Annotated in this window: 24 protein-coding genes; 11 read left to right on the top strand and 13 right to left on the bottom strand. The window is 72.1% G+C overall.

What is annotated here, in order from left to right:
• Window positions 1-15: 15 nt before the first annotated feature.
• Genes ACT01A_RS09935 through ACT01A_RS09910 form a run of 6 tightly spaced genes read left to right on the top strand, consistent with a single transcriptional unit; the run spans window position 16 to window position 7,248 of the window.
• On the top strand, window positions 16-1,560 hold the full coding sequence (locus ACT01A_RS09935; protein WP_445152088.1) for an ABC transporter ATP-binding protein: 1,545 nt from the start codon (window positions 16-18) through the stop codon (window positions 1,558-1,560).
• The gene (locus tag ACT01A_RS09930) at window positions 1,557-2,804 is read left to right on the top strand and encodes an ABC transporter permease (RefSeq protein WP_445152087.1); all 1,248 of its coding nucleotides are present in this window, start codon (window positions 1,557-1,559) and stop codon (window positions 2,802-2,804) included. Before ACT01A_RS09935 ends, ACT01A_RS09930 begins: the two co-directional genes overlap by 4 nt.
• Complete coding sequence (locus tag ACT01A_RS09925; protein WP_445152086.1) at window positions 2,801-4,039, top strand: ABC transporter permease; 1,239 nt, start codon at window positions 2,801-2,803, stop codon at window positions 4,037-4,039. Before ACT01A_RS09930 ends, ACT01A_RS09925 begins: the two co-directional genes overlap by 4 nt.
• A gap of 17 nt (window positions 4,040-4,056) precedes the next feature.
• Window positions 4,057-4,953 (top strand): deoxyribose-phosphate aldolase, encoded by an 897-nt coding sequence (deoC, locus tag ACT01A_RS09920; protein WP_445152085.1) that lies wholly within the window; start codon window positions 4,057-4,059, stop codon window positions 4,951-4,953.
• Between the two features lie 6 nt (window positions 4,954-4,959).
• Complete coding sequence (locus tag ACT01A_RS09915) at window positions 4,960-6,462, top strand: aldehyde dehydrogenase family protein (protein ID WP_445152084.1); 1,503 nt, start codon at window positions 4,960-4,962, stop codon at window positions 6,460-6,462.
• 6 nt (window positions 6,463-6,468) lie between these two features.
• Window positions 6,469-7,248 carry an aldehyde dehydrogenase family protein gene (locus tag ACT01A_RS09910; protein WP_445152083.1) on the top strand — a complete coding sequence of 260 codons (780 nt, stop codon included), beginning with the start codon at window positions 6,469-6,471 and terminating at the stop codon, window positions 7,246-7,248.
• A gap of 12 nt (window positions 7,249-7,260) precedes the next feature.
• Here the strand turns inward: ACT01A_RS09910 and ACT01A_RS09905 are convergent, their stop codons facing one another.
• The 4 genes from ACT01A_RS09905 to ACT01A_RS09890 form a co-directional block, all read right to left on the bottom strand.
• Window positions 7,261-7,551: a hypothetical protein gene (locus ACT01A_RS09905; RefSeq protein ID WP_445152082.1), complete on the bottom strand. Its 291-nt coding sequence runs from the start codon at window positions 7,549-7,551 to the stop codon at window positions 7,261-7,263.
• 27 nt (window positions 7,552-7,578) lie between these two features.
• On the bottom strand, window positions 7,579-7,917 hold the full coding sequence (locus ACT01A_RS09900) for a TraR/DksA family transcriptional regulator (RefSeq protein WP_445152081.1): 339 nt from the start codon (window positions 7,915-7,917) through the stop codon (window positions 7,579-7,581).
• 33 nt (window positions 7,918-7,950) lie between these two features.
• Entirely contained in the window at window positions 7,951-8,730 is a 780-nt protein-coding gene (locus ACT01A_RS09895; RefSeq protein ID WP_445152080.1) for a hypothetical protein, read from the bottom strand.
• A gap of 63 nt (window positions 8,731-8,793) precedes the next feature.
• Window positions 8,794-10,263, bottom strand: coding sequence for an MFS transporter (locus ACT01A_RS09890; RefSeq protein WP_445152079.1), 1,470 nt, complete (start codon window positions 10,261-10,263; stop codon window positions 8,794-8,796).
• A gap of 143 nt (window positions 10,264-10,406) precedes the next feature.
• Here ACT01A_RS09890 and ACT01A_RS09885 point away from each other — a divergent pair, with 143 nt between their 5' ends.
• Entirely contained in the window at window positions 10,407-11,000 is a 594-nt protein-coding gene (locus ACT01A_RS09885; protein ID WP_445152078.1) for a TetR/AcrR family transcriptional regulator, read from the top strand.
• On the opposite strand, the gene ACT01A_RS09880 is transcribed toward ACT01A_RS09885, so the two are convergent.
• Genes ACT01A_RS09880 through ACT01A_RS09870 form a run of 3 tightly spaced genes read right to left on the bottom strand, consistent with a single transcriptional unit; the run spans window position 10,997 to window position 15,176 of the window.
• On the bottom strand, window positions 10,997-11,314 hold the full coding sequence (locus tag ACT01A_RS09880; protein WP_445152077.1) for a hypothetical protein: 318 nt from the start codon (window positions 11,312-11,314) through the stop codon (window positions 10,997-10,999). The genes ACT01A_RS09885 and ACT01A_RS09880 overlap by 4 nt on opposite strands.
• A 31-nt stretch (window positions 11,315-11,345) precedes the next feature.
• A complete protein-coding gene (atzF, locus tag ACT01A_RS09875) occupies window positions 11,346-13,202 on the bottom strand; it encodes an allophanate hydrolase (RefSeq protein ID WP_445152818.1) in 1,857 nt (618 codons plus the stop codon).
• 21 nt (window positions 13,203-13,223) lie between these two features.
• Window positions 13,224-15,176, bottom strand: coding sequence for a glycerophosphodiester phosphodiesterase family protein (locus ACT01A_RS09870; protein WP_445152076.1), 1,953 nt, complete (start codon window positions 15,174-15,176; stop codon window positions 13,224-13,226).
• A 97-nt stretch (window positions 15,177-15,273) separates the two neighbouring features.
• Between ACT01A_RS09870 and ACT01A_RS09865 the strand changes: the two genes are divergently transcribed.
• Window positions 15,274-17,130, top strand: coding sequence for a beta-propeller domain-containing protein (locus tag ACT01A_RS09865; protein WP_445152075.1), 1,857 nt, complete (start codon window positions 15,274-15,276; stop codon window positions 17,128-17,130).
• Between the two features lie 59 nt (window positions 17,131-17,189).
• Window positions 17,190-17,585, top strand: coding sequence for an ATP-binding protein (locus tag ACT01A_RS09860; RefSeq protein WP_445152074.1), 396 nt, complete (start codon window positions 17,190-17,192; stop codon window positions 17,583-17,585).
• 5 nt (window positions 17,586-17,590) lie between these two features.
• On the opposite strand, the gene ACT01A_RS09855 is transcribed toward ACT01A_RS09860, so the two are convergent.
• The gene (locus tag ACT01A_RS09855) at window positions 17,591-18,409 is read right to left on the bottom strand and encodes an SDR family NAD(P)-dependent oxidoreductase (RefSeq protein WP_445152073.1); all 819 of its coding nucleotides are present in this window, start codon (window positions 18,407-18,409) and stop codon (window positions 17,591-17,593) included.
• Window positions 18,410-18,491: 82 nt separating this feature from the next.
• Between ACT01A_RS09855 and ACT01A_RS09850 the strand changes: the two genes are divergently transcribed.
• On the top strand, window positions 18,492-19,307 hold the full coding sequence (locus ACT01A_RS09850; RefSeq protein WP_445152072.1) for a helix-turn-helix transcriptional regulator: 816 nt from the start codon (window positions 18,492-18,494) through the stop codon (window positions 19,305-19,307).
• Here ACT01A_RS09850 and ACT01A_RS09845 read toward each other — a convergent pair.
• A complete protein-coding gene (locus ACT01A_RS09845) occupies window positions 19,238-20,101 on the bottom strand; it encodes an EamA family transporter (RefSeq protein ID WP_445152071.1) in 864 nt (287 codons plus the stop codon). The two genes, ACT01A_RS09850 and ACT01A_RS09845, sit on opposite strands and share 70 nt — an antisense overlap.
• Before the next feature lie 67 nt (window positions 20,102-20,168).
• Between ACT01A_RS09845 and ACT01A_RS09840 the strand changes: the two genes are divergently transcribed.
• A complete protein-coding gene (locus ACT01A_RS09840) occupies window positions 20,169-20,630 on the top strand; it encodes an Lrp/AsnC family transcriptional regulator (protein ID WP_445152070.1) in 462 nt (153 codons plus the stop codon).
• Here ACT01A_RS09840 and ACT01A_RS09835 read toward each other — a convergent pair.
• The 4 genes from ACT01A_RS09835 to ACT01A_RS09820 all read right to left on the bottom strand — a co-directional run bounded on the left by ACT01A_RS09835 (window position 20,627) and on the right by ACT01A_RS09820 (window position 25,584).
• A complete protein-coding gene (locus ACT01A_RS09835; RefSeq protein ID WP_445152069.1) occupies window positions 20,627-21,658 on the bottom strand; it encodes an AbrB family transcriptional regulator in 1,032 nt (343 codons plus the stop codon). The two genes, ACT01A_RS09840 and ACT01A_RS09835, sit on opposite strands and share 4 nt — an antisense overlap.
• On the bottom strand, window positions 21,658-22,869 hold the full coding sequence (locus tag ACT01A_RS09830) for a class I SAM-dependent methyltransferase (RefSeq protein ID WP_445152068.1): 1,212 nt from the start codon (window positions 22,867-22,869) through the stop codon (window positions 21,658-21,660). The genes ACT01A_RS09835 and ACT01A_RS09830 overlap by 1 nt, the downstream gene beginning before the upstream one ends.
• A 77-nt stretch (window positions 22,870-22,946) precedes the next feature.
• Window positions 22,947-25,109 carry a DEAD/DEAH box helicase gene (locus ACT01A_RS09825; RefSeq protein ID WP_445152067.1) on the bottom strand — a complete coding sequence of 721 codons (2,163 nt, stop codon included), beginning with the start codon at window positions 25,107-25,109 and terminating at the stop codon, window positions 22,947-22,949.
• A gap of 22 nt (window positions 25,110-25,131) precedes the next feature.
• Complete coding sequence (locus ACT01A_RS09820; RefSeq protein ID WP_445152066.1) at window positions 25,132-25,584, bottom strand: hypothetical protein; 453 nt, start codon at window positions 25,582-25,584, stop codon at window positions 25,132-25,134.
• Between the last annotated feature and the right edge of the window lie 14 nt (window positions 25,585-25,598).

The following is a 25,598-nucleotide window of genomic DNA, read 5'->3' as shown; positions in this document are numbered from 1 at the left end:
ACCCTGGCGCACATCGTGACGCCACCTGACGCATCCGGTGCCGCGGAGCTCGCCCTTGAGCTCCGCGGCATCACCAAGCGCTTCGGCGCGCTGACGGCCAACGACGCCGTCGACCTCCAGCTCCGGCGTGGGGAGATCCACGCCCTGCTGGGGGAGAACGGCGCCGGCAAGTCCACGTTGATGAACGTGGTCTACGGCATGCTGACGCCTGACGAGGGCGAGATTCTGGTCGACGGCGCGGAGGTCTCGATCAGCTCGCCCCGTGAGGCAATGGACCACGGCATCGGCATGGTGTTCCAGCACTTCATGCTGATCCCGGTCATGACCGTGGCCGAGAACCTCGTCCTCGGCAACGAGGGCAAGGCCAAGAACGGCCTGCTCGACGTCGCGGGGGCCAAGCGCCGCACGCGCGAGCTCTCGGAGAAGTACGGGCTCAAGGTCAACCCCGACGCGCGCGTCTCCGACGTCTCGGTCGGGATGCAGCAGCGGATCGAGATCCTGCGCGCGCTGGACCGCGGCGCGAAGATCCTCGTGCTGGACGAGCCGACCGCGGTGTTGACCGCGCAGGAGACCGCCGAGCTGGTCGAGGTGCTGCGCGGGCTGCGCGACGCCGGGACCTCGGTCGTCTTCATCACCCACAAGCTTCACGAAGTCCTCGAGGTCGCCGATCGCGTGACCGTGCTGCGGCGCGGCAAGACGATCGGGACGATCGACACGGCCGGCGCCGACGAGGCGTCGCTGGCGCGGATGATGGTCGGCCGCGACGTCGTCCTGCGCGTGGAGAAGGAGCCCGGCAAGCCCGGCGCCCCGCTCCTGGAGCTGGACGACCTCCACGTCACCGACGAGCGCGGTCTGCCCGCCGTCGACGGCGTGTCGCTCAACGTCTGCGCCGGCGAGATCGTCGCGGTGGCGGGCATCGACGGCAACGGGCAGACCGAGCTGATCGACGCGATCAGCGGCCTGCGGGCGGTTGACGCCGGCCACGTCCGCCTCAAAGGCAAGGACATCACCAACTGCTCGCCGCGCGCGGCCCGCGAGGCTGGCGTCGGCCACATCGCCGAGGACCGCCACGCGCGCGGCCTAGTGCTCGACTTCTCGCTGGCCGAGAACCTGGCCCTGAACGACTACCGGCGCGACACCCGCTTCGGCCTCCTGAACCCGAAGCGGATCGTCGGCGCGGCCTCGAAGCTGCTGCACGAGTTCGACGTGCGCGGCGGCACGCCCGCCACGCCGGCGCGGTCGCTCAGCGGCGGCAACCAGCAGAAGGTCGTGATCGCGCGCGAGATCTCCGGCAACCCGGAGGCCTTGATCGCCGCGCAGCCGACGCGTGGCCTGGACGTCGGCGCGATCGAGTTCGTGCACAAGCGCCTGCTCGCCGAGCGCGACGCGGGCCGCGCGATCCTCTTGTTCTCGCTGGAGCTGGACGAGGTCCGCTCGCTCGCGGACCGGATCCTCGTGATCTACGACGGGCGCATCGTGGGCGAGCTGCCGCCGACGGCGTCCGATGAGGAGCTGGGCTTGATGATGACCGGCAGCGGCAGCGGGACGGCCCGGGCATGAGCGACGTCACGCCGCCGCCGCCCTCCGCCCAGCCGGAGTACGACCTCGGCCACGGCGCGACCGTCGGCGCGCGCCTGACCACGGCGCTGAAGGCCGGCGGCGTGCTCGCCCCGGTGCTGACGGTCCTCTTCGCGTTCTTCGTCGGCGGCCTCGTCGTGCTCGTCACGGGGCACAACCCGTTTGACACCTACAAGGCGATCTTCGACGGCACCGGCTTGCAGTGGCTGTTCCCGTGGACGTCAGGCGATAAGCGCGACACGGCGGCGATCAACCTCCAGCAGACGCTGCTGATCACCGGCCCGCTGATCTTGTTGGGGTTGGCCGTCGGTTATGCCTTCCGCGCCGGGTTGTTCAACATCGGCGGCCAGGGCCAGTACATCGTGGGCTCGGTCGTCGCGGTCTGGTCGGGGTCCTCGTGGGAGGGCATGCCGCACCTGCCGCACGTCGTGTTGTGCATGTTCTTGGCGACGCTGGCGGGCGCGGCGTGGGCGTCGATCGCGGGCGCGCTGCGCGCGTTCACGGGCGCCAACGAGGTCATCACCACGATCATGCTCAACTGGATCGCGATCTGGCTGGGCGTTTACCTCTTCTCGCTGGGCGGGCCACTCCAGAACTCCGAGCAGCCCGATGTGCCGATTTCCAACGATGTGGTGCCGGCCGCCAAGCTGCACGTCTTCTGGGGCGACCCGGAGCTGCAGGGCCTGCACATCGGGATCTTCGTCGCGCTCGCCGCGGCGTTCGTCTACTGGGTGCTGCTGAACCGCTCGACCAAGGGCTACGAGGCACGCGCGGTCGGCTTCAACCCGGAGGCCGCCCGGTACTCCGGCATCAAGGTCGGCAGGACCTACGTGTTGGTCATGGCGACCTGCGGCGCGCTGGCCGGCCTGGCCGGGTCGCTGGACGTGCTGGGCTGGCAGTTCCACTTGGCGACCAACGACATCCAGGGCACGCAGCTGGCGTTCCTGGGCATCGCGGTCGCGTTGTTGGGGCGCAACACCGCAATCGGCACGTGCCTGGCCGCGTTGCTGTTCGGCGCGCTGGTCAACGGCACGTCGGTGCGCAACCTCGATCCCGCGGTCTTCGAGCCCGAGCTGGCCCAGAACCTGACGACGGTCATCCAGGGCCTCGTCGTCCTGTTCGTCTCCGCCGACGTGCTGATCCTCATGATCTACAACAAGCTGCGGCCGCGGAGACGGCGCGCGGCGGCGGCCGGCGCCGGCGAGCCCGCCGAGGCGACGGCATGAGCACCCCGGCGACCGACCGCATTAACAACGCGCTGCGCGCGCCGGCTGACGGCACGCGCGCAAAGGTCACGCGCGAGGGCTGGATCGGCTGGGGCGGCGTCGCGCTCGGCCTGCTGGCGTTCGTCATCACCTTGCCGCCGTTCGAGGTCCGAACGATCGTGCCGTCGATCGTCCTGGCCGTCGTCGGGGTCGTCCTCGGCGTCGTCGCCTGGCGCGGCGGCGAGAAGCGCATCGGCGGCGGCGCGGTCGCCGCGTGCGTCCTGGGCGCGGTCGGCGCCTATGGGGCGACGAAGTCGGGCGTTTCGCACCTGGAGGTCGTGGTCTCCTGGAGCGCGCTGACCGCGGCGATGCTGCGCTACGCGGCGCCGCTGACGTTCGCGGCGCTCGGCGGCTTGGTCTCCGAGCGCTCCGGCGTCGTCAACCTCGCGCTTGAGGGCATGATGTTGATGGGCGCGTTCTTCGGGGCCTACGGCGCGGACAAGACCGGCTCGTGGGTCTGGGGCCTGCTGATCGGCGTCGGCGCGGGCATGGCGCTGGCGGCGGTGCACGCGGTCTTCGCGATCTCGCTGCGCGCCGACCAGATCGTTTCGGGCACGGGCCTGAACTTCGTGGCCTTGGGCTTGACGGGCTACATGTACGTCGAGACCTACGGCGAGAACGGGACGCCCGACGACCTTCCGCAGGTCCCCGACGTCCGGCTGCACACCGACTCGCTCGGGTTCATCGGCCAGGCGATCGACCAGCTCAACCTGCTCGTGTGGGGCTCGCTGCTGGCCGTGGTGATCATCTGGGTGGTCATCTTCCGCACGCGTGTCGGCCTGCGGCTGCGCGCGGTCGGCGAGAACCCGAAGGCGGCCGAGACGGTCGGCATCGGCGTCTTCCGGATCCGCTACGCCGCGGTGATCGCCTCCGGCGGCCTGGCGGCGCTCGGCGGCGTGTTCCTGTCGATCGGCTTCGTGCACTCGTTCTCCCAGAACATGACCGCGGGCCGTGGCTTCATCGCGCTGGCCGCGCTGATCTTCGGGCGCTGGCGACCCGGCGGGCTGCTGGCGGCGACGCTGCTGTTCGGCTTCTCGTCGGCGCTGGCGCAGCGGCTGCCGGAGTTCTCGCCGCAGCTGGCGACGCTCTTCCAGGCGCTGCCCTACGTGCTGACGCTGATCGCGGTCGCGGGGCTGGTCGGCCAGTCCAAGCCGCCGGCGGCGGATGGCGTGCCGTACACGCGCGAAGGGAAATAAGGCCTACCATCGTCGGTATGACGGCGATGAGGACGCTGCCCCACGTCGATCGCGTCGGGGTCTCAGAGCGCGTGGCGGCGCTGGGCAAGCGCTCGATCAAGGGCGAGGCCAAGCGGCAGGGGTTGCTGCTGGCGATCTCGATGCTGGACCTGACGACGCTCGAGGGCGCCGACACGCCCGGCAAGGTGCGCCAGCTGGCGGCCAAGGCGGTGACGCCCGCGCCGCAGTTCCCCGAGGTCCCGTCGTGCGCGGCGGTCTGCGTCTACCCGACGATGGTCGGCGCGGCGCGCGACGCGGTGTCGGGCACGGGCGTGCACGTCGCCTCGGTCGCCACGGGCTTTCCCGCCGGGCAGACGCCGCTGGCGACGCGGCTGGAGGAGGTCCGTCAGGCGGTCGCCGACGGCGCCGACGAGATCGACATGGTGATCTCGCGCGACGCCTACCTGCGCGGCGACGACGCGACCGTGACCTCCGAGATCGAGCAGATCCGCGACGCCTGTGGCGCCGCGCACCTGAAGGTCATCCTGGAGACCGCCGAGTTGGGGTCCTACGACCACGTCCGGCACGCGTCGATACTCGCGATGGACGCGGGCGCGGACTTCATCAAGACCTCGACGGGCAAGGCGCCCGGCGGCGGCGCGACGCCCGGGACGATCTTGGTGATGTTGGAGGCGATCCGCGACTACGTGGATCGGACCGGCAGGATCGTCGGGATGAAGCCGGCGGGCGGGGTGTCGACGGCGAAGAGCGCGTTGGGCGTCCTGGTGCTGGTCAAGGAGACGCTCGGCGACGACTGGCTGACGCCGGACCTGCTGCGCATCGGCGCCTCGTCGGTGCTCAACGACTTGTTGTTGCAGTACGCGAAGACCCAGACCGGCCGCTACGGGCGCGCCGAGGACTTCTCGAAGGAGTAGTTGGCGATGGCGACGACCGAAGACCGCACCGCGACCAACGGCCACGCGACGGGCGGGCCGACCGCGGCCGCCGACCGCGCGCCGATCCGCTGGGACTACGCGCCCGCGCCGGAGTCGACCGACCACGTCCGGCTGCGCGACCGCTACGGGCTGTTCATCGGCGGGTCGTTCGTCGACGCGGACAACTACGCGCCGACGATCAACCCGGCGACCGAGGAGCCGCTGGCCGAGATCGCGCAGGCGTCGGAGGCCGACGTCGCGCGGGCGGTCGAGGCGGCCCGTGGCGCGGCGGCCGGATGGGCGAAGCTGCCGGGTCTGGAGCGCGGCAAGTACGTCTTCCGGATCGCGCGGCTGATCCAGGAACGCGCGCGGGAGCTGGCGGTCGTCGAGACGCTCGACGGCGGCAAGCCGATCAAGGAGTCGCGCGACGTCGACATCCCGCTGGCCGCGGCGCACTTCTTCTACTACGCGGGCTGGGCGGACAAACTGGAGTACGGCTTGCCCGGCCGCGCCGTCGTGCCGCGCGGGGTCGTCGGCCAGGTCATCCCGTGGAACTTCCCGTTGTTGATGGCCGCGTGGAAGCTGGCGCCGGCACTGGCGACGGGCAACACGGTGGTGTTGAAGCCCGCCGACACGACGCCGCTGACGGCGCTGCTGCTGGCCGAGATCATCCAAGAGGCCGAGCTGCCCGACGGCGTCGTCAACATCGTCCCGGGCGACGGGAGCGCGGGCGCGGCGCTGGTGCGCTCCGACGTCGACAAGGTCGCGTTCACCGGGTCGACCGCCGTCGGCCGCGACATCCAGGCCGCGCTGGCGGGCAAGGACATCGGGTTGACGCTGGAGCTCGGCGGCAAGTCGGCCAACATCGTCTTCGAGGACGCGGCGGTCGACCAGGCGGTCGAAGGGATCGTCCAGGGCATTTTCTTCAACCAGGGCCACGTCTGCTGCGCCGGCTCGCGACTGCTCGTACAGGAGTCGGTCGCCGAGCAGGTCGTCGAGAAGCTGTGGGCGCGGATGCAGCACCTGCGCGTCGGCGATCCGCTGGACAAGAACACCGACGTCGGCGCGATCAACTCCGCCGCGCAGCTGGCGCGGATCGACGAGCTGGTGCAGGCGGGCGTGCAGGAGGGCGCGGGGCTGCGGCAAGTGTCGTGCTCGCTGCCCGATCGCGGCTACTGGTTCGCGCCGGCGCTGTTCACGGAGGCCTCGCCCGCGCACCGCGTGTCGCGCGAGGAGATCTTCGGGCCGGTACTCACGGTGACGACGTTCCGCACGCACGCCGAGGCGATCGAGAAGGCCAACAACTCGCAGTACGGCCTGGCCGCTGGGATCTGGACCGACAAGGGGTCCAAGGCCTTCCAGGTGACGTCCGCGCTACAGGCCGGCGTCGTCTGGCAGAACACCTACAACCACTTCGACCCGACGGCGGCGTTCGGCGGGTTCAAGGAGAGCGGCTTCGGCCGCGAGGGCGGGCCGGCCGGGCTGCGGCCGTACGTCAAGGAGGCGTGAGCGACGATGGCGCGGCGAGCGGTGACCAAGACCTACAAGCTGTACGTCGGCGGCGCCTTCGTGCGCACCGAGTCCGGGCGACATGATGTGGTTGATGGCGTGAACGTTCCGCGCGGCTCGCGCAAGGACGTCCGCGACGCGGTCAAGGTCGCGCGCGGCGCGGCCGCCGGCTGGGCGGGGCGGACCGCGTACAACCGCGGGCAGATCCTCTACCGCGCGGCCGAGGCGCTGGAGTCCCGCGCGCGGGAGTTCGACGGCGACGTCGGCGAAGCGGTCGACGCGCTCGTGCACTACGCGGGCTGGACCGACAAGCTGCACGCGGTCCTCGGCGGCGTCAACCCGGTGGCCGCGCCGTTCTTGTCGATCTCCACGCCGGAGCCGACCGGCGTCGTCGCGGTGGCGTGCGGCGGCGAGGATTCCCTGGCGCGCGTGGTGTCGGCGATCGCCGCGCCGCTGGCCGCCGGCAACGTGGTCGTCGTCGCGCTGCCCGAGAACGACCCGCTTCCCGGCCTCGACCTCGGCGAGGTCCTCGGGGTGAGCGACGTCCCCGGCGGCGTCGTCAACCTGATCTCCGGCCGCGCCACCGAGCTGGTGCCCGCCCTCGCCTCCCACCGCGACGTCAACGCGATCATCGACCTCACCGGCGACGCCGAGCTGGCCGTCCAGATCGACACCTTCGCGTCCGAGACCCTCAAGCGCGTTCTGCGCGGCGACGACGGCTCCTCGCTGGCGCGCCTTCAGGCGCTCACCGAGCTGCGCACCGCCTGGCATCCGGTCGGGGCCTAGGCGAGTTGCCGCTCAGGCGCGCCGGGCGATCCAGCGGTCGACGGCCCGGCGCTGGTCGTCGTCCAGCAGGCCGGTGACCAGCAGCGGCTCGTCGTCGAGCGTCAGGGTCACCGGCTCGGCGCCGTCGGCGACCCAGGCGCCGAGGGTGCCGGCGACGCCGCGCAAGGCCGCGGGCGCGGAGCGCAGCGAAACCTTCAGGCCGTTACGGGCCGCGCGGACCTCGTCGACGCCGAGCTCCAGCAGCACGCGCCGCAGGTGCTCGGCCTCTTGACCCGGCGCGCGAACCTCCACATCGCTGCGCATCGCGCGATGGTAATCAGTGGTTCGGACTCACCGACGTGCGCAGGAGATGCAGAGCACGGACTCGGGCGCGAAGCGCAGTCGGGCGGGGGCGATCGGCTGCCCGCAGGAGTCGCAGATCCCGTAGGTCCCGGCCTCGAGCTTCTCCAGCGCGCGTAGGACCCGCAGCTGCTTGGTCTCCAGCGCGCCGCCGACACCGACCTCGGTGAGGCGGCGGACCGCCTCGGTGGTGCCGTCGCCGACGCGCTTGCCGAACGAGATGCCGCTGCCCCGCTCGGGCGGGGCCGCCATGCCGGTCAGGCGCAGGTCGAGCGCGTCGGCGCGCTCACGCAGGACCTGCTCCACGGCATCGAGGTCGATCTCGTCCATGGGCGAGGGCTACCCGGAACGGCCGACCGGGCACTACTCGTCGCCGCAGTCCTCCGACGTCGGCGTGGCCGGGACGTCCGGATCGGCGAAGCGGGCGGCGAGCGGCGCGCCCGACCGCGGGACGGTGCTGCCGACGTGGCGGAACGAGCCGTGGCGCACGACGCGCTTGGGCCTCCCGCAGCCGACGCGGGACGCGCGCGCCCACGCGAACGTCCCGTCGTCGTCGGCGGTCAGCCCGCCGTAGCCCGCGGCCGAGCCCTCGCCGATCACCTGCTGGTCGACCGGGAACCAGAGGCCGCGCATCCTCCTCAAGGGCACCAGGTCGACCTCGGTGATGCCGTTGCCCTCGTCGGGGTACTCGCCCGCGAACGCCAGCTCGTTCGGGCCCAGCTCCATGTCGTGGAAGCTCGTGTCGCCCATCAGCTTCTTGGCGGGCGCCGAGGAGCCGAGCCTGGCGGTGTAGACCCAGCGCGAGCGATGGAAGGCGAGCATCCCCTTCCAGAGCGTGGGGAGCCGCCCGCCCGCCGCGGCGGCGACCGGGCGCACGGTAGCGGTGGCGCCGGCCTTCAGCGAGAAGGCGTACACCTTGCAGCCGGGCGCGCAGCGGACGTAGACCGCGGTCGGCGTGCCGTCGGCGACGGGGCCGAGGTCGAGGTCCTTCAACCCCTTGGCCGCGATCGTCAGCGCGGTGGTCGTGGTCCCGCGTCGCACGAGGACCCCTCGGACGGGGTCGACCCAGACCGTGGTCGAGCCGTAGGTCGCGATCTCGGCGACCGGGGCGGTGGGCAGCGTCGAGGGCGGGAGGTCGAGCACGCGGGGATGCTACGCGTGCTCGACCCGTGGCGGTGAGCGGTGCCCACCGGTTTGGGTGGGGCGCTAGCGCGCCGCCACCCGGGCCAGTAGCCGCGCCGGGGAGAGCGCGGGGATCCGCTCGCCGTGCATGACGACCACGACGACGCTGAGGCCCATGGCCAGCAGGACCGCGGAGCCGGTCAGCGCCGAGGAGACGCCGTGCGCCAGCGCGTGGGCGGTCGCGCCGCCCGCGGCGTCCTGCGCCGAGGCGAACACCGTGACCAGGATGGCGAGGCCGAGCGAGCCGCCGAGCTGCTGGGCGACGTTGACGACGCCGGAGGCGGCGCCCGCGTCCTCGGGGTCCACGCCCGCGATGCCGGCGCCGGTCAGCGGCGTGAGCGCCATGCCCATGCCGGTGCCCAGCAGCGCCAGCGGCAGCGCGATCCCGGGGAAGAACGCGGTGGCGTCCGACAGGCGGCTCAGCCAGATCATTCCGGTCAGCGCGAGCGTCAGCCCGCCGATCAGGACCGTCATCGACCCGACGCGCGCGGTCAGCCGCGGCACGATCCGGACCATCGAGAACATCACGGCGGTCATCGGCAGGAACGCGATTCCGGCCTGCAGCGGGTTGTAGTTCAACACGCCCTGCAGGAACTGGGTCATGAAGAAGAACGACGAGAACATGGCGCCGACGACGAGCAGCCGCGCGACGTACGCGCCGGAGCGCTCGCGTGAGGCGAACAGGCGCAGCGGCGTGATCGGCTGCTCGGCCTTCATCTCGTTGAGGATGAAGGACACCAACAAGGTTGCGCCGAGCGCGAACGAGGCGACCGTGACCGTGTCGCCCCAGCCGTGAGCGGCGGCGTTGACGAACCCGTACACCAACGCGACCATGCCGACCGTCGAGGTGACGGCGCCGGTCAGGTCAAAGCGGCCGGGCTTGCGCTCGGTCTCAGGCAGGTAGCGCGGCGTCAGGTACATGACGACCAGCCCGACGGGCACGTTGATGAACATGCCCCAGCGCCACGACACCCAGTCGGTGAGCATGCCGCCGAGGACCAGGCCGGCGCTGCCGCCACCACCGGCGACCGCCGAGTACCAGGCCAGCGCGCGGGTGCGCTCGGTGCCCTCGCGGAACGTGGTGGTCAGCAGCGCGAGCGTCGACGGCGCGGCGAACGCGGCGCCGACGCCTTGCAGCGCGCGGGTCGCGAGCAGCCAGGTGGACGACTGCGCCAGGCCGGCCAGCAGCGACGCGAACGTGAACAGCGCGATGCCGACCATGAACGTGCGGCGCCGGCCGAGGATGTCGCCCGTGCGGGCGCCGAGCAGGAGCAGGCCGCCGAAGGTCAGCGCATACGCGTTCTGGACCCAGGTCAGGCCTTCGGAGGAGAAGCCGAGGGCGGAGTGGATGTCGGGCAGCGCGGTGATGATCACCGAGACGTCGAGGACGATCATCAGGTACGCCGCAAGGATCAGGCCCAGCACGAGGTTGCCGCCGGGCGCAGCAGAAGATGGCCGGCGCGCATCGGCGCGCCAGGTCGTGGGGAACGACATGGGGAGAGGTGCTCCTTTGAGGGTCTTGCGGGAGGGCGCTAAACTGGAGGCGTCCTCCGAATTAGGCGGAGGCTGCCTCCGCTTCTAAGGACAACTATAGCGGAGGGTGCCTCCGTTTCGCAAGAAGAGGAAAAAGCAGTTCGATGTCCGACAGCACGATCACCCCAGCCGACCAGGTCACCGGCTTCGCCCAGCGCCCGAAGCGAGCCGACGCGCGCCGCAACTACGAGAAGCTCCTGCGCGCCGCGGGGGACGCCTTCGAGCAGGACGGCACCGGTGCGTCGCTAGAGGACATCGCGCGGCGCGCGGAGGTCGGCATCGGCACGCTCTACCGCCACTTCGCGACCCGCCAGGCGCTGCTCGAGGCCGTCTACGTCGACGAGGTCGAGGAGATGTCGGCCAAGGCCAACGAGCTCGGCGACCTCGACCCCTGGGACGCGCTGGTCACCTGGCTGTGCCAGTTCGTCCGCTACGCCGCGACCAAGCGCGCGTTGATGGAGGAGATGGCCAACGCCGTCGACGCCGACGCGCCGGTCTTCGTCGCCTGTCGCGAGGCGATCTTCACCGCGGGCGAGATGCTCCTAGGCCGCGCCCAGGAGTCCGGCGAGGCGCGCAAGGACACCACCTTCTCCGACGTCGGCCGCATGGTCTCCGGCATCGCCGCCATCCGCACCGCCGACCCTGGTCAGATCGAGCGCATCCTCGACATGGCGCTCGACGGCCTGCGCGAGCGTTAGCGCTCGCCCGTCCGCCCGTAGAACCAGCGGAACGCGAGCGTCATCAGCGGGACCCAGAGCACGACGACTGGCAGCGCGGCGAGCAGCACGAGCTTGAAGCCGGACACGACGAACATCACCGTCCAGGCCGCCGCCGCGAAGACGACGTAAGGGATCCACCAGCCCGGCTTCAGCGGCGTCGTGAAGGCGCGGCGGTTGCGCCGGTTGATCCACTCGCGCGTGGACGTGCCGTCGCGGCGCGCGCGTAGCGTGAAGTACCCCATGAAGACGGCGAAGGCCGCGAACGGGAGCGCAGTGCGAAGGGCGCTGGACATCGCGGCGGGGCGTACCCGCGATCCGGTGGCCTCAGGCCGGCAGCTCGGCGGCGGCGCCCGTGGCGGCCAGGTACGCGAGCCAGGAGCCGTGGTGGGTGATGTCGGGGGCGCCGGCGAGGGCGGCGGATTCGCAGCCGAAGCCGACGACGGTGCGGCCGTCGGAGAGGGTGACGGCGCCGAGGGTCATGGGGGCGGGGAGGGCGGCGAGGAAGCTGCCGAGGGCAGCGGCGGGCAAGGCGTACAACTCTCCTTCGATGCCGGTGCCGCCGTCGTTGCCAGGTGAGACGCGGACGAGGCCGGGCTTGGGCGGCTCGGTGTTGAGCGCGTACATGCGGTAGGCCGGCGCGGTGCGGACGGTCGCGACGAAGCGCGCGCCGAGCGTCGTCAGCTGATGGTGCAGCGGCTGGCCGCGGCGATGCGCGCCGATGACGAGCAGCTCGGTGGCAGGCGGGCCGAGGATGGGTCCGGCGTGGGCGGGCGCGGTCTCGGCTGCCGCGTCCGCCACGAGCTCGCCGTCGTCGTCGGGCGGCGGCGGTGGTGCCTCCGCGAGGCGCGCGACGTCGACCGCGACCCGGTCGTGGAAGGCCGGGGCGAGCGCCATGACGCCGAACCGGCCGCCGTCGGCCGTGCCCGCGGGCACCGCGACCGCGGCCATGTCGAACAGGTTGCAGAAGTTGGTGTAGATGCCCAGGCGGCGGTTGGTCTGGACCGGGTCGGCAGCAACCGCAGCGATCGTCGGCTGCGCGGTCGTCGTCGGCAGCAGCAGCGCGTGGACGCCCGCTGCGCTCAGCGCGTCCAAGGCCTTCACCTTGAGTCGCTCGACGCGCTCGACGTCGCGCAGGTACTGCGTCGCGGTGATGTCGCCGGCGGCGCGGATGATCGCGCCGACGGTCGGGTCGACGTCGTCGGGATGGTCGTCGATGAACTCACCGACGGCGGCGTAGCGGTCGGCGACCAGCGCGCCGTCGTACAGCAGCCGCGCGGCCTCCAGGAACGGCTCCAGGTTGATCCCGACGACTTCCGCGCCTGCTGCGCCCACCCGCGTGACCGTGGCGGCGAAGGCGGCGCGCGCGTCGTCGGTCAGATCGCCGAGCTGCGCCGCGTCGGGCACCGCCACGACCGGAGCCGGCGGCGCGGCCAGCGGCGCGTCGTCGGGGAACGTGCGCGACAGCGGGTCCTGCGCGTCGGGGCCGGCCATGATCGCGATCGCGCGCTCAGCGGCCGTCAGCTCTGGGGCGAAGATCGTCACGCAGTCCAACTCACGCGCCGCTGGGACGACGCCGCGCACCGGCACGACGCCGCGCGTGGCCTTGATCCCGACGATGCCGCCAAACGCGGCCGGGACGCGGCCCGATCCGGCGGTGTCGGTGGCGATTGCCAGATCGACGAGCCCGAGCGCCACGGCTACGCCGCTGCCCGACGACGAGCCGCCGCTGACGAACTCCGGCCGGTGGGCGTCGCGGACCGCGCCGTAGGGCGAGCGCGTCCCGACCAGCCCGGTGGCGAACTGGTCGAGGTTCGTCTTGCCCAGGACGAGCGCGCCCGCATCGACCAGGCGCTGCACCGCCGGCGCGGACTCCGACGGCGTGTACGCGTAGGCCGGGCACGCCGCGGTCGTCGGCAGGCCGGCGACGTCGACGTTGTCCTTGACCGCGAGCGTCGCGCCGAACAGCGGCAGCGCCGCGCGCGTCGCGGCCGGCAGCGCGTCGAGCGCCGCGGCCTCGGCCAGGACGTCGGCCTCGGCGCGCAGCGTGATCCACACCTCGGGCCGGTCGGCCGCGGCGATCCGCGCGTACGCAGCGCGGACCGCGCGCTGAGCGGTCGGCTCGGTGCTGTCCCCCGTGGCGACGATGTCGGCATCGTACGACCAACGGGGGACCGCGCCAATCGTCCCTTCAGAGTGAGACTTTCACTCCAGCCCGTTGCGCTTGGCCACCAGCTGCAGGCGTGTGGGGTAGTCGCTGATGATCCCGTCGACGCCGAGGTCGATCACCCGCTGCATCGTCGGCTCGTCGTTGACCGTGTAGGGCACGACCTTCAGGCCACGGTCTTGGAGCTGCGGGACGGTCGGGCCGTGATAGATCGCCGGGTCCGTCTTCAGGTACTCATCGGACGAGTCGAAGCGGTCCTGGGTCGGGTCGTGGACCTGCCAGTTGCTGGAGACCACGTCGGCCTTCGCCGCGCGGGCGAGCGCGCCGAGGTCGCGGAAGTCCCACCAGTCCAACCCGCCGGTCCACGGCGAGGTCACCGACGGATCGCCGATCACGGCCTCCAGCGAGCACTCGTCGGCGATGTCGTCGCAGTCGGCGCCGGCGTACTGCCAGACCAAGGCCACCGTCTCGATCGATGCGTCAAGCCGCTTGGAGAGCATGATCGTGCGCCAGTCGAAGGACTGGATCATCGCCCGGTCCTCCAGGTTGTTGTCCTTGATCGCCTTGACCAGCTTGGCGGTGAAGACGTCATAGGGGGCGGTGTCGTCGACCGTCGGCGAGATCTTCGTCTCGATGTTGAAGCGGACGCGGTCGTCGCCGCGCTGGGCGACGAGGTCGAAGACCTCCTGGAGCGTCGGCATCTTCTGCACGCCGGAGTCGACCTGGCCGGGGAAGCCCGCGTCGCGGTGGCCGCAGTCCTCCTCCTTGATCTGGGCCAAGGTGAGGTCCTTGATCAGCTGGTTGCCGTAGGGCCCGACGCAGTGCGCCGGGTTGATCGCCCGGTTGTGGGAGACGACCAGGACGCCGTCCTTGGTGACGCCGGTGTCGAGCTCCAGCGTGTCGACGCCGAGGTCGAGCGCGTGGCCGAACGACGCCAACGTGTTCTCGGGCCGTTCGCCGCGGCCGCCGCGGTGGGCCTCGACGTCGAACGGCGCCGGGATCGGGTCCGCGACGTCGCTCCCCTTGGCCACCAGCACCTCGCGCAGGCGGTCCGGGTAGTCGCTGATGAGGCCGTCGACGCCCGCGTCGATCAACTTCACCATGTCGGGCTTCTCGTTGACCGTCCACGGGACGACCGGCGTCTTGAGGTTGTGCGAGGTCTTGATCAGCTTCGCGGTCGTGGACGTGGCGACCGGGGAGAGGACGTCGGCGCGCAGCTGCTTGGCGACGACCGTCGCGGCGGAGCCGTCGTCGAACGGCTTGTTGGAGGTGATCTTGATCCCGGCGGTCCACTTGGAGCCGGGGAAGACGTTGGACGGCTGGGCGAGCGCGACCGTCCGCAGCGACGGCGCCACCTTCTGGGCGACCTTCAGCGTCCGCCAGTCGAAGGACTGCAACAACGACCGCTTCTGGACGTGCGCCTTCTGGATCTCCTTGATCACCCTGCGCGCGAAGGCGTCCGGGCCGACCGTGTCGCCGGGCACGGTCGGGTCGAGCTTGGTCTCGATGTTGAACTGCACGTCCTTGGCCCCGTAGCGCTTGGCCAGCGCGAAGACCTGCGAGAGCTTGGGCATCCGCGTGCCGGGCACCTGCTCCTGGGTGGCGCGCAGTGCATCGTTGACCCCGCGCACGCCGCAGTCCAGCGTCTTGAGCTGCGCGTAGGTCAGCTCGCGGATGAGCTTTCCGATGTACTTGTTGGTGGGGTCGCCGCCGCACTCCAGCGGCGAGATCCGCCGCTCGTGGCTGACGACCACGATGCCGTCCTTGGTGACGCCGGTGTCGAGCTCCAGCGTCGTGACGCCGAGCTGCAGCGCCTTGCCGAAGGAGGCGAGCGTGTTCTCAGGCCGCAGCCCGCGGCCGCCGCGGTGGGCCTCGGCGTCGAAGCCGGCGACGGCGGTCGTGGTCGCAGACGCGACGTCGGTGGCGCCGCCCGCGAGGGCCGCGGCGGCGAGGGCGGTCGCAGCCGCCCGGATGGTGTTGGACCTGTTCATGTCACCAACCTTCGGGCCAGCGCCCACCCAACCGAGTGACCGGCCCGTTGCCTTTCGGTGACCGCTCGGTGACGTTGATGAGTACGCTCGGTGAACGATGCGTCGCTCCGTGATCTCCTGGGTATCGGTGCTGGTCCTCCTGGCGGTGCTCGCGCCCGCGGCGGCGGACGCCGCGCCGGCCAAGGCCAAGCGCCCCAAGCTGGTGGCCTTCACGTCGTGCCGCGCGCTGCTGGGCTACGCGCGCGAGAACGCCCAGCGCGCGGGCGGGGTTGGCGTGCCGGTGCGCGCGGTCGGCGGCGTCGCGATCGACGTGGTCGCGCGGCCCACACCGCGGCCGCTGGACGATGTCGCCGCGGCGCCGACGTCGGCCAACGGCGTCGAGGACAGCGCCAGCGCGGGCAAGACCACCGAGTTCTCCACCACCAACGTGCAGGAGGCGGGGATCGACGAGCCCGACGTCGTCAAGACCGACGGCAAGGTCGTCTACGCGGCCGTCGAGGGCGCCCTGCGCGTGGTCGACGTCACCGGCGACGCCCCGCGCGTGATCGCCACGCTGCCGCTCACGCAGACCACGACCGCGCACGACCTGCTGCTGCGCGGCACGCGCCTGCTCGTGCTCAGCGGCGCCGGCTCGCAGACCACGCTGACCGAGGTCGACGTCACCGACCCGGCGGCGCCGAAGGTCGCGCGCACGATGGACGTCCCCGGCCAATACGTCGACGCGCGGATGACCGGCGGCACGGCGCGGATCGTGGTCTCGGCGACGCCTGAGGTCGCCCCGACGCCGGGCGAGCCGGTCGCGCTGGACAAGGCGCCGCTGCGCACGTTCCTGCCGGCGACGACGATTCGCTCCAAGCTCACCGGCCGCACCTACCGGCGCGGCGTGGTGCCGTGCGACGACGTCCGGCGCCCTGACGTCTTCTCCGGCCTCAGCCTGCTGACCGTCCTGACCGTCGACCTCGACAAGGGCTTGTACAACGTCGACCGCGACGCGGTGATGGCCGGCGCGCAGACCGTCTACGGCTCCGGCACCTCGCTCTACGTCGCCAGCCAGAAGTACGTGCGCGGGCTGGACGACGCGACCGACGTCCCGCCGAAGTTCACCACCGAGATCCACCGCTTCGCCGCCGCCGACGACGGGACCACCACCTACGCGGGCTCCGGCACGGTCCCCGGCTTCGTCCTCAACTCCTACGCCATGTCCGAGCAGGACGGCGCGCTGCGCGTCGCCTCGACCGACGAGCCGTCGTGGCTGCCCGAGGGCGGTCAGTCGACGCCCGCGCAGTCGAGCGTCACGGTGCTGAAGCCGGGCCCGAGCGGCGCGCTGAGCCAGGTCGGCCAGGTCAGCGGGCTAGGGCAGGGCGAGCGGATCTACGCGGTGCGCTTCGTCGGCGCCACCGGCTACGTCGTCACGTTCCGCCAGGTCGACCCGCTGTACACGCTGGACCTCGGCGACCCGGCCAAGCCGCGCGTGGCCGGCGAGCTGAAGATCCCCGGCTACTCGGCCTACCTGCACCCGATCGGCGACGGGCTGCTGCTCGGCGTCGGCCAGGAGGCCGACGACCGCGGCCGCGTCCAGGGCACGCAGGTCTCGGTCTTCGACGTCTCCAACCTGGCCCTCCCCAAGCGCGTGCAGCACGCGGTCTACGGCAACGCGAGCAGCCCCGCCGAGGTCGACCCGCACGCGTTCCTGTGGTGGGCGCCGGCCCAGACCGTGGTCCTGCCGCTCTGGACGTCGGACTTCGACGGCGCCGTCGGCCTGAAGGCGAGCGCGACCGAGCTGCGCGAGATCGGCCGTGTCAGCCCGGCAGCGGCGGCAGGCACCGAGGCGAACGTGAGCGTCGCCCGCTCGCTGGTGATCGGCGACCGCGTCTACCTGCTGTCGTGGCAGGGCCTGCTGGCCGCGCGACTGGACACGCTGGCGCCGATCGCTGCGGCGTCCTTCACCGGCTGACGCGCAATCCGGGGCACGGGCGTGCATGACACGGGCGCTGCCGGGCTACACCCCCTGCCATGGCGCCCGAGCCCGGACGCTGGGCGGTGTCGGCGACACCAGAGCAGGTCGCCTTCCTGCGCAGCGAAGTCACCCAGTACGCCCAGCAGGTGGGCGTGCCCGACGGGCGCTTGAGCGACGTGCGCCTCGCGGTCTCCGAGGCGGCGACCAACGCGGTCCTGCACGCCTATCGCGACCGCGACCCGGGCGAGATCCGCGTCGACGCGCGGGTCCTGGACGACGGGCGCCTGCGGATCGTCGTCGAGGACGACGGCTTCGGCCCGCTGCCGCGCCCGGACTCGCCGGGCCTCGGGCTCGGGCTGCCGACGATCGCCTCGGTCGCCGACGCCGTCGAGCTGAGCGCGGGCTCCGCGGCCGGCGCGCGGCTGGCGATGCTGTTCGTCACCGGCGGCTAGTCGTCCTAGACCGCCGCGTCGGAGACCGGCGCCCACGCGCGCCAGGTGGCGAGGCGATCGGCGTAGGCGCGCTCGGCGACGGGCAGCGGGAACGGCCCGAGGAAGAGGCGTAGCGGCGGCTCGTCGGCGTCCACGAGACGGAGGATCGCCGGCGCGGTCGCGGCGGCGGCGGGCGGGGTGAGCGCGCTGCGCTGGGCGGCGCGGGCCTCGCGGATCGCGTCATAGGCGGGCAGCGGCGTGGCATGTTGGCCCGAGGCGCCCGACCAGTCGGTGGCGTAGGGCCCGGGCTCGACGAGCGTGACGCGGATCCCGTGCGGCGCGGTCTCCAGCGCGAGCGACTCGCTGAAGCCTTCCAGGCCCCACTTAGAGGCGTGGTAGAGGCCGAGGAGCCCGAACGCGGCGATGCCGCCGATCGAGGACACCTGGAGGATCCGGCCGCCGCCCTGGGCGCGCAGGATCGGCAGCGCGGCCTGCGTCACCCACAGCGGGCCGAGCAGGTTGGTGTCCAACTGCTGACGGGCCTCGGGCTCGCTGACCTCCTCGATCGCGCCGAAGAGCCCGTACCCCGCGTTGTTGACGACGACGTCGAGGGCGCCGAAGCGCTCGTGCGCGGCGTGGACGGCGGCGAAGGCGCCGGCGCGGTCGGTGACGTCGAGGGTGAGGGGGAGGAGGGCGTCGCCGTGCCGGTCGGCCAGGTCGTCGAGGGTGGAGGTGTCGCGGGCGGTCGCCGCGACGCGGTCGCCGCGCTCCAGCGCGGCCTGGGCCCAGGCGCGGCCGAAGCCGCGGGAGGCGCCGGTGATGAACCAGGTCTTGCTCGTGCTCATGCCCTGGACGGTGCCGGGTGGCGCGCGGCTCAGCCAGGACCCTCGCAGGGTGCACCCTGAGGCGCCTACCCTGCGAGGGACGATGGCCCTCGACGCCGACAACGCGCTCGGGGCGTTCCTGAAGGCGCGCCGCGGGCAGGTCTCGCCGCTACAGGCCGGCGTGGCCGCGCTCGGCCCGCGGCGGCGGCGCGACGAGCTGGCCGCGCTGGCCGGGGTCAGCGAGCCGTATCTGGTCCGGCTGGAGCAGGGTCGCGACCGGCGCCCGTCGCCGCAGGTGCTCGACGCGCTGGCGCGCGCGCTGGCGCTGGACGCCGAGGGCACGGAATACCTGCACGAGCTGGCGCGGGCGCAGGAGCGGCCGGCGGTCGTGACCGCGCCCGAGGCCGTCGGTCCCGGCGTGCAGCACCTGCTGGACGGCTGGTCGGGCGCCGCGGCCTACCTGCGCGGACGGCGCTTCAACGTCCTGGCCGCCAACGGGCTGGCGCGTGCCCTGTCGCCGCTGTTCGCGCCCGGTCGCAACCTCGTGCGCGACATCTTCCTCGACCCCGCGGCGCGCGGGCTCTACGCGGACTGGGACGTGATCGCCCAGCAGGCGGTGGCCTCGCTGCGCGCGGCGGTCGGCGCGGCGCTGGACGATCCGGCGCTCGGCGCGCTGGTCGCCGAGCTGGAGGCAGGGAGCGCGGAGTTCCAGGTCCTGTGGGCGATCCAGGACGTCCGCGCGACGCGCAACGACGTCAAGCGCTTCACGCATCTGACCGCCGGTGCGCTGGCGCTGCACCGCCAGGTGCTGTCGGTCCCGGACGCGCCCGGGCAGTTCATCATCGCCTACTACGCCGAGCCGGGCTCGGCCTCGGAGATGGCGCTGGCCCGGCTGGGCGAGGGCGGGGCCTCCGGCTGAGCGTGCAGCGCGACGCCGATCGCCACGCACGCCACGCCGGCGACCTCGGCGGCCGACGGGATCTGCGTCAGGACGACCACGCCGATCACGGTCGCGATCGCGGGCAGGAGCGACACCATCAGGCTGTAGGTCGCGCGGGCCATCCGCGTCAGCGCGAGCTGGTCCGACACGTAGGGGATGACCGACGAGCAGACGCCGACGCCGAGGCCGGAAGCCAGCGCGATCGGGTCGCCGAAGGCCGGGATCGCCGCCCAGGCCGTCAGCGGCGTGACGACCGCGGCGGCGAGCAGCATCGCGATGCCGAGGCCGTCGATGCCGTCGAGGCCCGGCCGCTTGGCGACGCGGTCGGCAAGCACGATGTAGGCGGCGAACAACGCGGCGTTGGCGAAGGCGAGCGCGAGGCCGAGCGCGCCGCCCTCCAAGTGGATCCCGGTCAGCAGGTAGACGCCGGCGACCGCGATCGCCAGCGCCGCGAGGTTGCGCGACGTGCGCGCGCCGAGCGCGGCCAGCGCGATGACCGGCAGGAACTCGATCGCGGCGACGGTCGCCAGCGGCAGGCGGTCGATCGCCAGGTAGAAGCAGCAGTTCATCAGCGCCAGGCAGGCGCCCCAGGCCGCGAGCGTCGCGTCGATCCGCCCGACGCGCCGCCACGGCCGGCGCCACGCGGCGAAGATGGCGGCAGCCACCACGATCCGCAGCCACGCGACGCCGAGCACGTCGACACGGGCGAACAGCAGGACCGCGAACGCGGGTCCGAGGTAGTGAAAGACGGCGCTGACTGCGAAGTACCGCATCGGTCCCCGATACGATCGCGTGGTCGAAGGCGTGTGGGAAGGGTCGAACGACGGTACGCTCGTGTAGATGCCGTCGAATCGATTGCCAGATCTCGATGAGACCGATCATCGGCTGCTGGTCGAGTTGCAGCGGGACGCGCGGCTGTCGTTGGCCGAGCTGGGACGCCGCGTCGGCCTCTCCCCGCCGGCGGTCGCCGAGCGCGTGCGCCGCCTGACCGACGACGGCGTCATCCGCGGCTTCCACGCCGACGTCGACCCGCGTGCGCTGGGCTTCGCGCTCAGCGCGATCGTCCGGATCCGGCCCGCGCCGCGCCAGATCGCAAAGGTCGCCGACCTGGCGCGCGCCACGCCCGAGGTCGTCGAGTGCCACCGCATCACCGGCGAGGACTGCTTCTTCGCCAAGGTCCACGTCCGCGACGTCGAGCACCTGGAGGAGGTCATCGACCGCTTCACCGTGTTCGGGCAGACGACGACGTCGGTGATGCAGACCTCGCCGGTGCCGCGCCGGGCCGTGGCGGTCGACGCTTAGGCGATCAGGCGTCGCACGGCGATCGGCGCGAGCAACACCATCACCACGACCCGTAGGCCTTGGACGGCGACGATGAACGTGGTGTTGGCCCCGGCGCCGACGGCCGCGGCCAGGACGGCGTAGAGGCCGCCGGGCGTCGTGGCGAGGTAGGCGTCCAGCAGCGAGACCGAGGTGGTGGCGTCGAGCAGGATCGCCAGGCCGAAGCAGGCGAGCAGCAGGACGAGGACCGAGAGCAGCACCGGGACGAGCAGCCGGCCGGTCTGGCGCACGGTCTGGACCGTGAAGCGCAAGCCGACCTGTAGGCCGATGACCGCGAAGCACGCGTCCTGGATCGCGGTCGGCACGACGAACCAGCCGTCGGGCGCGCTGAGCGTGACCGCGCCGGCGAGGATCATCGGGCCCAGGAGGGCACCCGCGGGCAGGCGGACGAGGCGGCCGGCGGCCGCACCCACGAGCGCGAGGCCGATCGTCACCAGCCAGTCGCGCGCGTCGCCGATCAGCGGCAGGCCGGTCACGCTCGCCGTCCCGCCGCCGCTGTCGCCTGGGAACGCGACGGCGACCAGGATCGGCGTCAGCAGCACGACGACCAGCACGCGCAAGTACTGCATGAACGCGACGAGGCGGTCGTCGCCACCGAGGTCGCGGGCCATCGTGACGATGCCCGACGCGCCGCCGGCGACCATGCCCATCGCCGCGGTCGCGCGGTCCAGCTCGGTCAGCCGCGCCATCGCCAGGCCGGCGGCGAGCGAGACCGCGAGCGTCGCGGCTGACACGAGCGCGACCGGCAGCCAGTCGTTGCCCAGCGCCGACAGCGAAGAGGACTTCAGGTAGGCGCCCAGCGCGACGCCGACCAGCGCCTGGGCGGCGGTGAAGAGCGGGTCGGGGATGTCGAGCGAGCCTGGCCGCGCAAGGGCGACGGCGAGCCCGACGAGCAGCGCGCCGAAGAGGAACGGCGACGGCAGCGAGATCAGGTCGAAGGCCAGGCTGGCGGCGAGGGTGATCGCCGCCAGCCCGAGCCATCGCGCCATCAAGAGGGGCGTGTGGCAAGCACCTGGAAGACGGACAAGAAGCCCGTCTCGAAGCCCCGGCGGGCCGTGCGCAGGTAGAGGCGCCAGACGCGGACGCGCTCCTCGCCGCCGAGCTCGATCGCCCGCGGCAGGTTGGCGTCGAAGCGGTCGGCCCAATGCTTGAGGGTCTCGGCGTAGTCCGTGCGGAAGCCCTCGACGTGCGTGGGCTCCAGGCCGCTCTTCTCCACCGCCTGGAGGATGCGGGACACGTGCAGCGGCGCGCCGTCGGGGAAGACGTAGCGCTCCGAGAACGGGCCGGCTTCCGGGTCGTTCCAGCGCAGGCGGCCGATGCCGTGGTTGAGCAGGCGACCGCCGGGCTTGAGGAAGTCGTACAACGCCGCGACGTAGTTGTCGATGTTGCCCGAGCCGACGTGCTCGACCATGCCGATCGAGGAGATCGCGTCGAACGGCTCGGCGTCCAGCTCGCGCCAGTCCATCACCTTGATCTCGATCTGGTCGCTGACGCCGGCCGCCTCGGCCCGCTTGCGGGCCTCTTGGGCCTGCGGCTCGGAGAGCGTGATGCCGGTGACGTGCACGCCGTGCTCCTTGGCGGCGTGGATCGCGAACGCGCCCCAGCCGCAGCCGACGTCCAGCACGCGCTCTCCGGCCTTCAGCCCGAGCTTGGTGCAGACCAGCTCGCGCTTGGTCCACTGCGCCTCCTCGAGCGTCTTGGCCCCACGGGAGAAGATCGCGCACGAGTAGGTCATCGTGTCGTCCAAGAAGAGCGAGAAGTACTCGTTGGAGACGTCGTAGTGGTGGCGGACGGCGGCCTTGTCGCGCTCGATCGAGTGGCGGCGGCCCTGCGGGACGAGCTCGGCCTGCGGCGGCTTGGGCGGCGCGATGAAGCCGGTCGAGCGCAGCGCGGCGGCGGCCAGCTTCAGCTTGGCCGAGGTGTCGAGCGCGGGCGGCTTCCAGGTGTCGAGGACGTCGATCGCGGCGTCGATGTCGTCGACGTCCAGGGCGCCCGAGACGTAGGCGCGGCCGAGGCCGAGCTGGCCGGGGGCGCGCAGCGCGTGGGCCAGGGCGGTCGGCGACTTGACGCGAAACGTGGTCAGCGAAGACCCGTTGGTGGCCGGCAGCGTGCTGCCGTCCCAGAACGCGACCTCGAAGGGGCGATCCGGGAGCGCACGCGCCAGCTCCTCGCGGAGCGGAGCAGGACGTGAGAAGGCCATGGCCTAGAACTTAGCCAAAACCGTTCGCGACGCAACGACTTTTTGACGTGGCGCTGATTTGCAGCGTCGCTGTTGACCTACGCCACCGGCCGCAGGTGCCGGTAAGGCTCCTCGCCGCGCAGGTGGCGGATGACGCCCTCGACGACGTTCTCGCCGTCGATGCGCTTGCCATCCGTGACGGCGGCGATGACCCCGCGCTTGCGCTCGATCAGCGCGGCCATCGTCTCGTCGATGGTGTTGGCGGCCAGCAGGTACCAGGCGGTAACGGCGTCGCGCTGGCCGATGCGGTGGCAGCGGTCCTCGGCCTGGTCGTGCAGCGCGGGGGTCCACTCGAGTTCGAGGAAGGCGACGTTGGAGGCGCGCGTCAGCGTGATGCCCTGCGAGGCGACGCGCGTGGCGCAGACGATCAGCTGCGGGCCGTCGGGGTTCTGGAAGGACTGCACGGAGTTCTCGCGGTCCTGCAATGAGTCGCGTCCGAAGAGGTGCAGGGCGTCCGGGAAGCGCTCCAGCACCGCCTCCTGGACCTCGCGATGGCGGGCGAAGACCACGAGCGGCTCACCGGAGGCCAGGAAGTCGTGGATCCACGCCAGCGCGGCGTTGAGCTTGCCGCGCGCAGCGAGCCTTTGCAGCGCGCCTAGCTGCGCCAGGCGCTCCGCGCGCAGCGTCGCGGCGATCTTGGCGTTGAGGTCGCTGAGCTCCAGCGGCTGGGTGCGCAGCCACTCGACCACGTCGCGCTCGGCCACGCGGTACTCGCGCTCGTTGTCCAGCGAGACCGGCACGATCGTCTGGCGCTTGGCCGGCAGCTGCGGCAGGACCTCGCTCTTCAGGCGCCGCACGAAGCACGACTTGCGCAGGTGCCAGTGCAGACGCTCCTCGGTCAGCACGCCCTGGAACTGGCGGCTGAAGCGCGCACCGCTGCCGAACTCGTCCAGCCGCCCGATGATCCGCAGCTGCGAGATCAGCTCTTCGGGGTGGTTGAGCACCGGCGTGCCGGTCAGCGCCACGCGCAGGCCGCCGCGGGTGACGGCCTCGGCGAGCTTGCGGACCGCTTGGGTGCGCTTGGCCCGCGGGTTCTTGCAGTAGTGCGACTCGTCGACGACCATCGCCGCGGGGCGCATGCGGGCGAGCGTCTCGAAGTGCTTGCCTACAACTTCGTAGTTGATGATCGTGATGTCGCCGGTCTTCGGGACCGCGACGCCGCCCTCGACGACCTCGATTGAGCGGTGCGGCAGCCAGCGCTTGGTCTCGCGCAGCCAGTTGAGCTTCAGCGACGCGGGGCAGACGACGATCGCCGGGTAGGCCTCCTCGGCCTCCAGCGCCGCGAGCGCCTGGACGGTCTTGCCGAGGCCCTGCTCGTCTGAGAGGAAGACGCGGCGCGCTTCGAGCACGTAGCGGACGCCGGCCCACTGGAACGGCTGCAGCTCGCCGCCGAGCTTCTCGGGCACGCCGGGCAGCGGCTCGGCCTCGGTCGCCTTGGACTTGCGGATCTGGGCCTGGGCCTCGATCGCCTCCTCGCGCAGGTCTTCCAGCGCGGACTCGGCGGGCGCGTCGACCGCGACGCCGTGCTGGGCCAGGAAGCCGTCGAGGTGGTGGACGACCCAGGGGTCGAGGGGAAGACTCCGCCCGCCGTCACTGGTGCCGGGCAGGCGCTCGAAGGCATCGCCGATCGAGGGATCCCAGAGCGTCTCCAGCAGGAACGACTCGCCGTCGACGGCGACGTTGAGGCTGAGCCGGGCCGGCGGCGCCTCGCCGCCGTGCTCCAGCGCGAGCACGCAGCGCAGCGCGGCGCCGTCGAGCTTCGCGCCGCGCGCCTCGCCGAGCGCCTCGGCGCCCTCGCGCGTCAGCGGCGCCAGCAGCATGCCCTCGTGCTCGACCGAGTCCTTCAACAACGCCTCGGGCACGGTCCCGGCGCGCGTGTCCAGGATCCACCAGCCCTTGCCGTCGTAGCGCGTCGTGCGCACGCGGCCGACCCAGCGCTCGCCGACGCCGCGCAGCCAGATCGTGACCTGCGTCGACGCCGTCAGCTTCGGGAAGCGCTTGAGGACCTCGGCGACGTGCACCGCCGCCCAATCGTCCACCGGCGCCCACCACTCGCGCGTGTCCCAGTCGAAGCGACGATGCGGGATCTGCCGCACGAGCGCGACGATGTGCGGGTCGTATGGAAAGCCGAGGACCACGATCGGCTTGCCGTCGGGGCCCCGGCGCAGGTCGACGTTGGGGTCCCCGGAAGCCAGCTCCACGCCCTTCAGGCTAGTGACCTGATTACGACGGCAGCGACGAGCCCGCGAAGGCGAAGAACCAGATGCCGAACAGGACCAGCGCGCAGCTGACGGAGATGGCCATTACTTGCTCCAGGACGCCGCGGTCGTGCGTGCGTCCGCGCTCGCCGCGCATCGACTTGTTCCAGCTGCGCGTCTCGCGCTTGTCCGACAGGCGACCGGTCAGCCGCATGTGCGTGCGGTTGACCTTGCCCAGGCCCTTGCCGATCACGACCGCGGTCAGCGCCATGCCGACCAGGACGAGCACGTAGGGCCCGAGCGACGGCTGGCTGGAGTCGGTCATCCGTGAGGCGATCCACAGCCAGGCGACGGGGGAGACCAGCCACATCACGATCGATCCGACCGCCATCACGACCACCAAGAAGGCGGCTCCGGCGTGGCGAGTCGGACCGATGGACGGCGTCTGGGACGAGGACGGTCCAGCGTGGCTGCTCATGACAACCCCGTTCT

The sequence above is a fragment of the Baekduia sp. Peel2402 genome, assembly GCF_052567285.1.
Note: the sequence above shows the minus strand (reverse complement) of the source record. Positions and strands in the feature narration are given on the sequence as shown.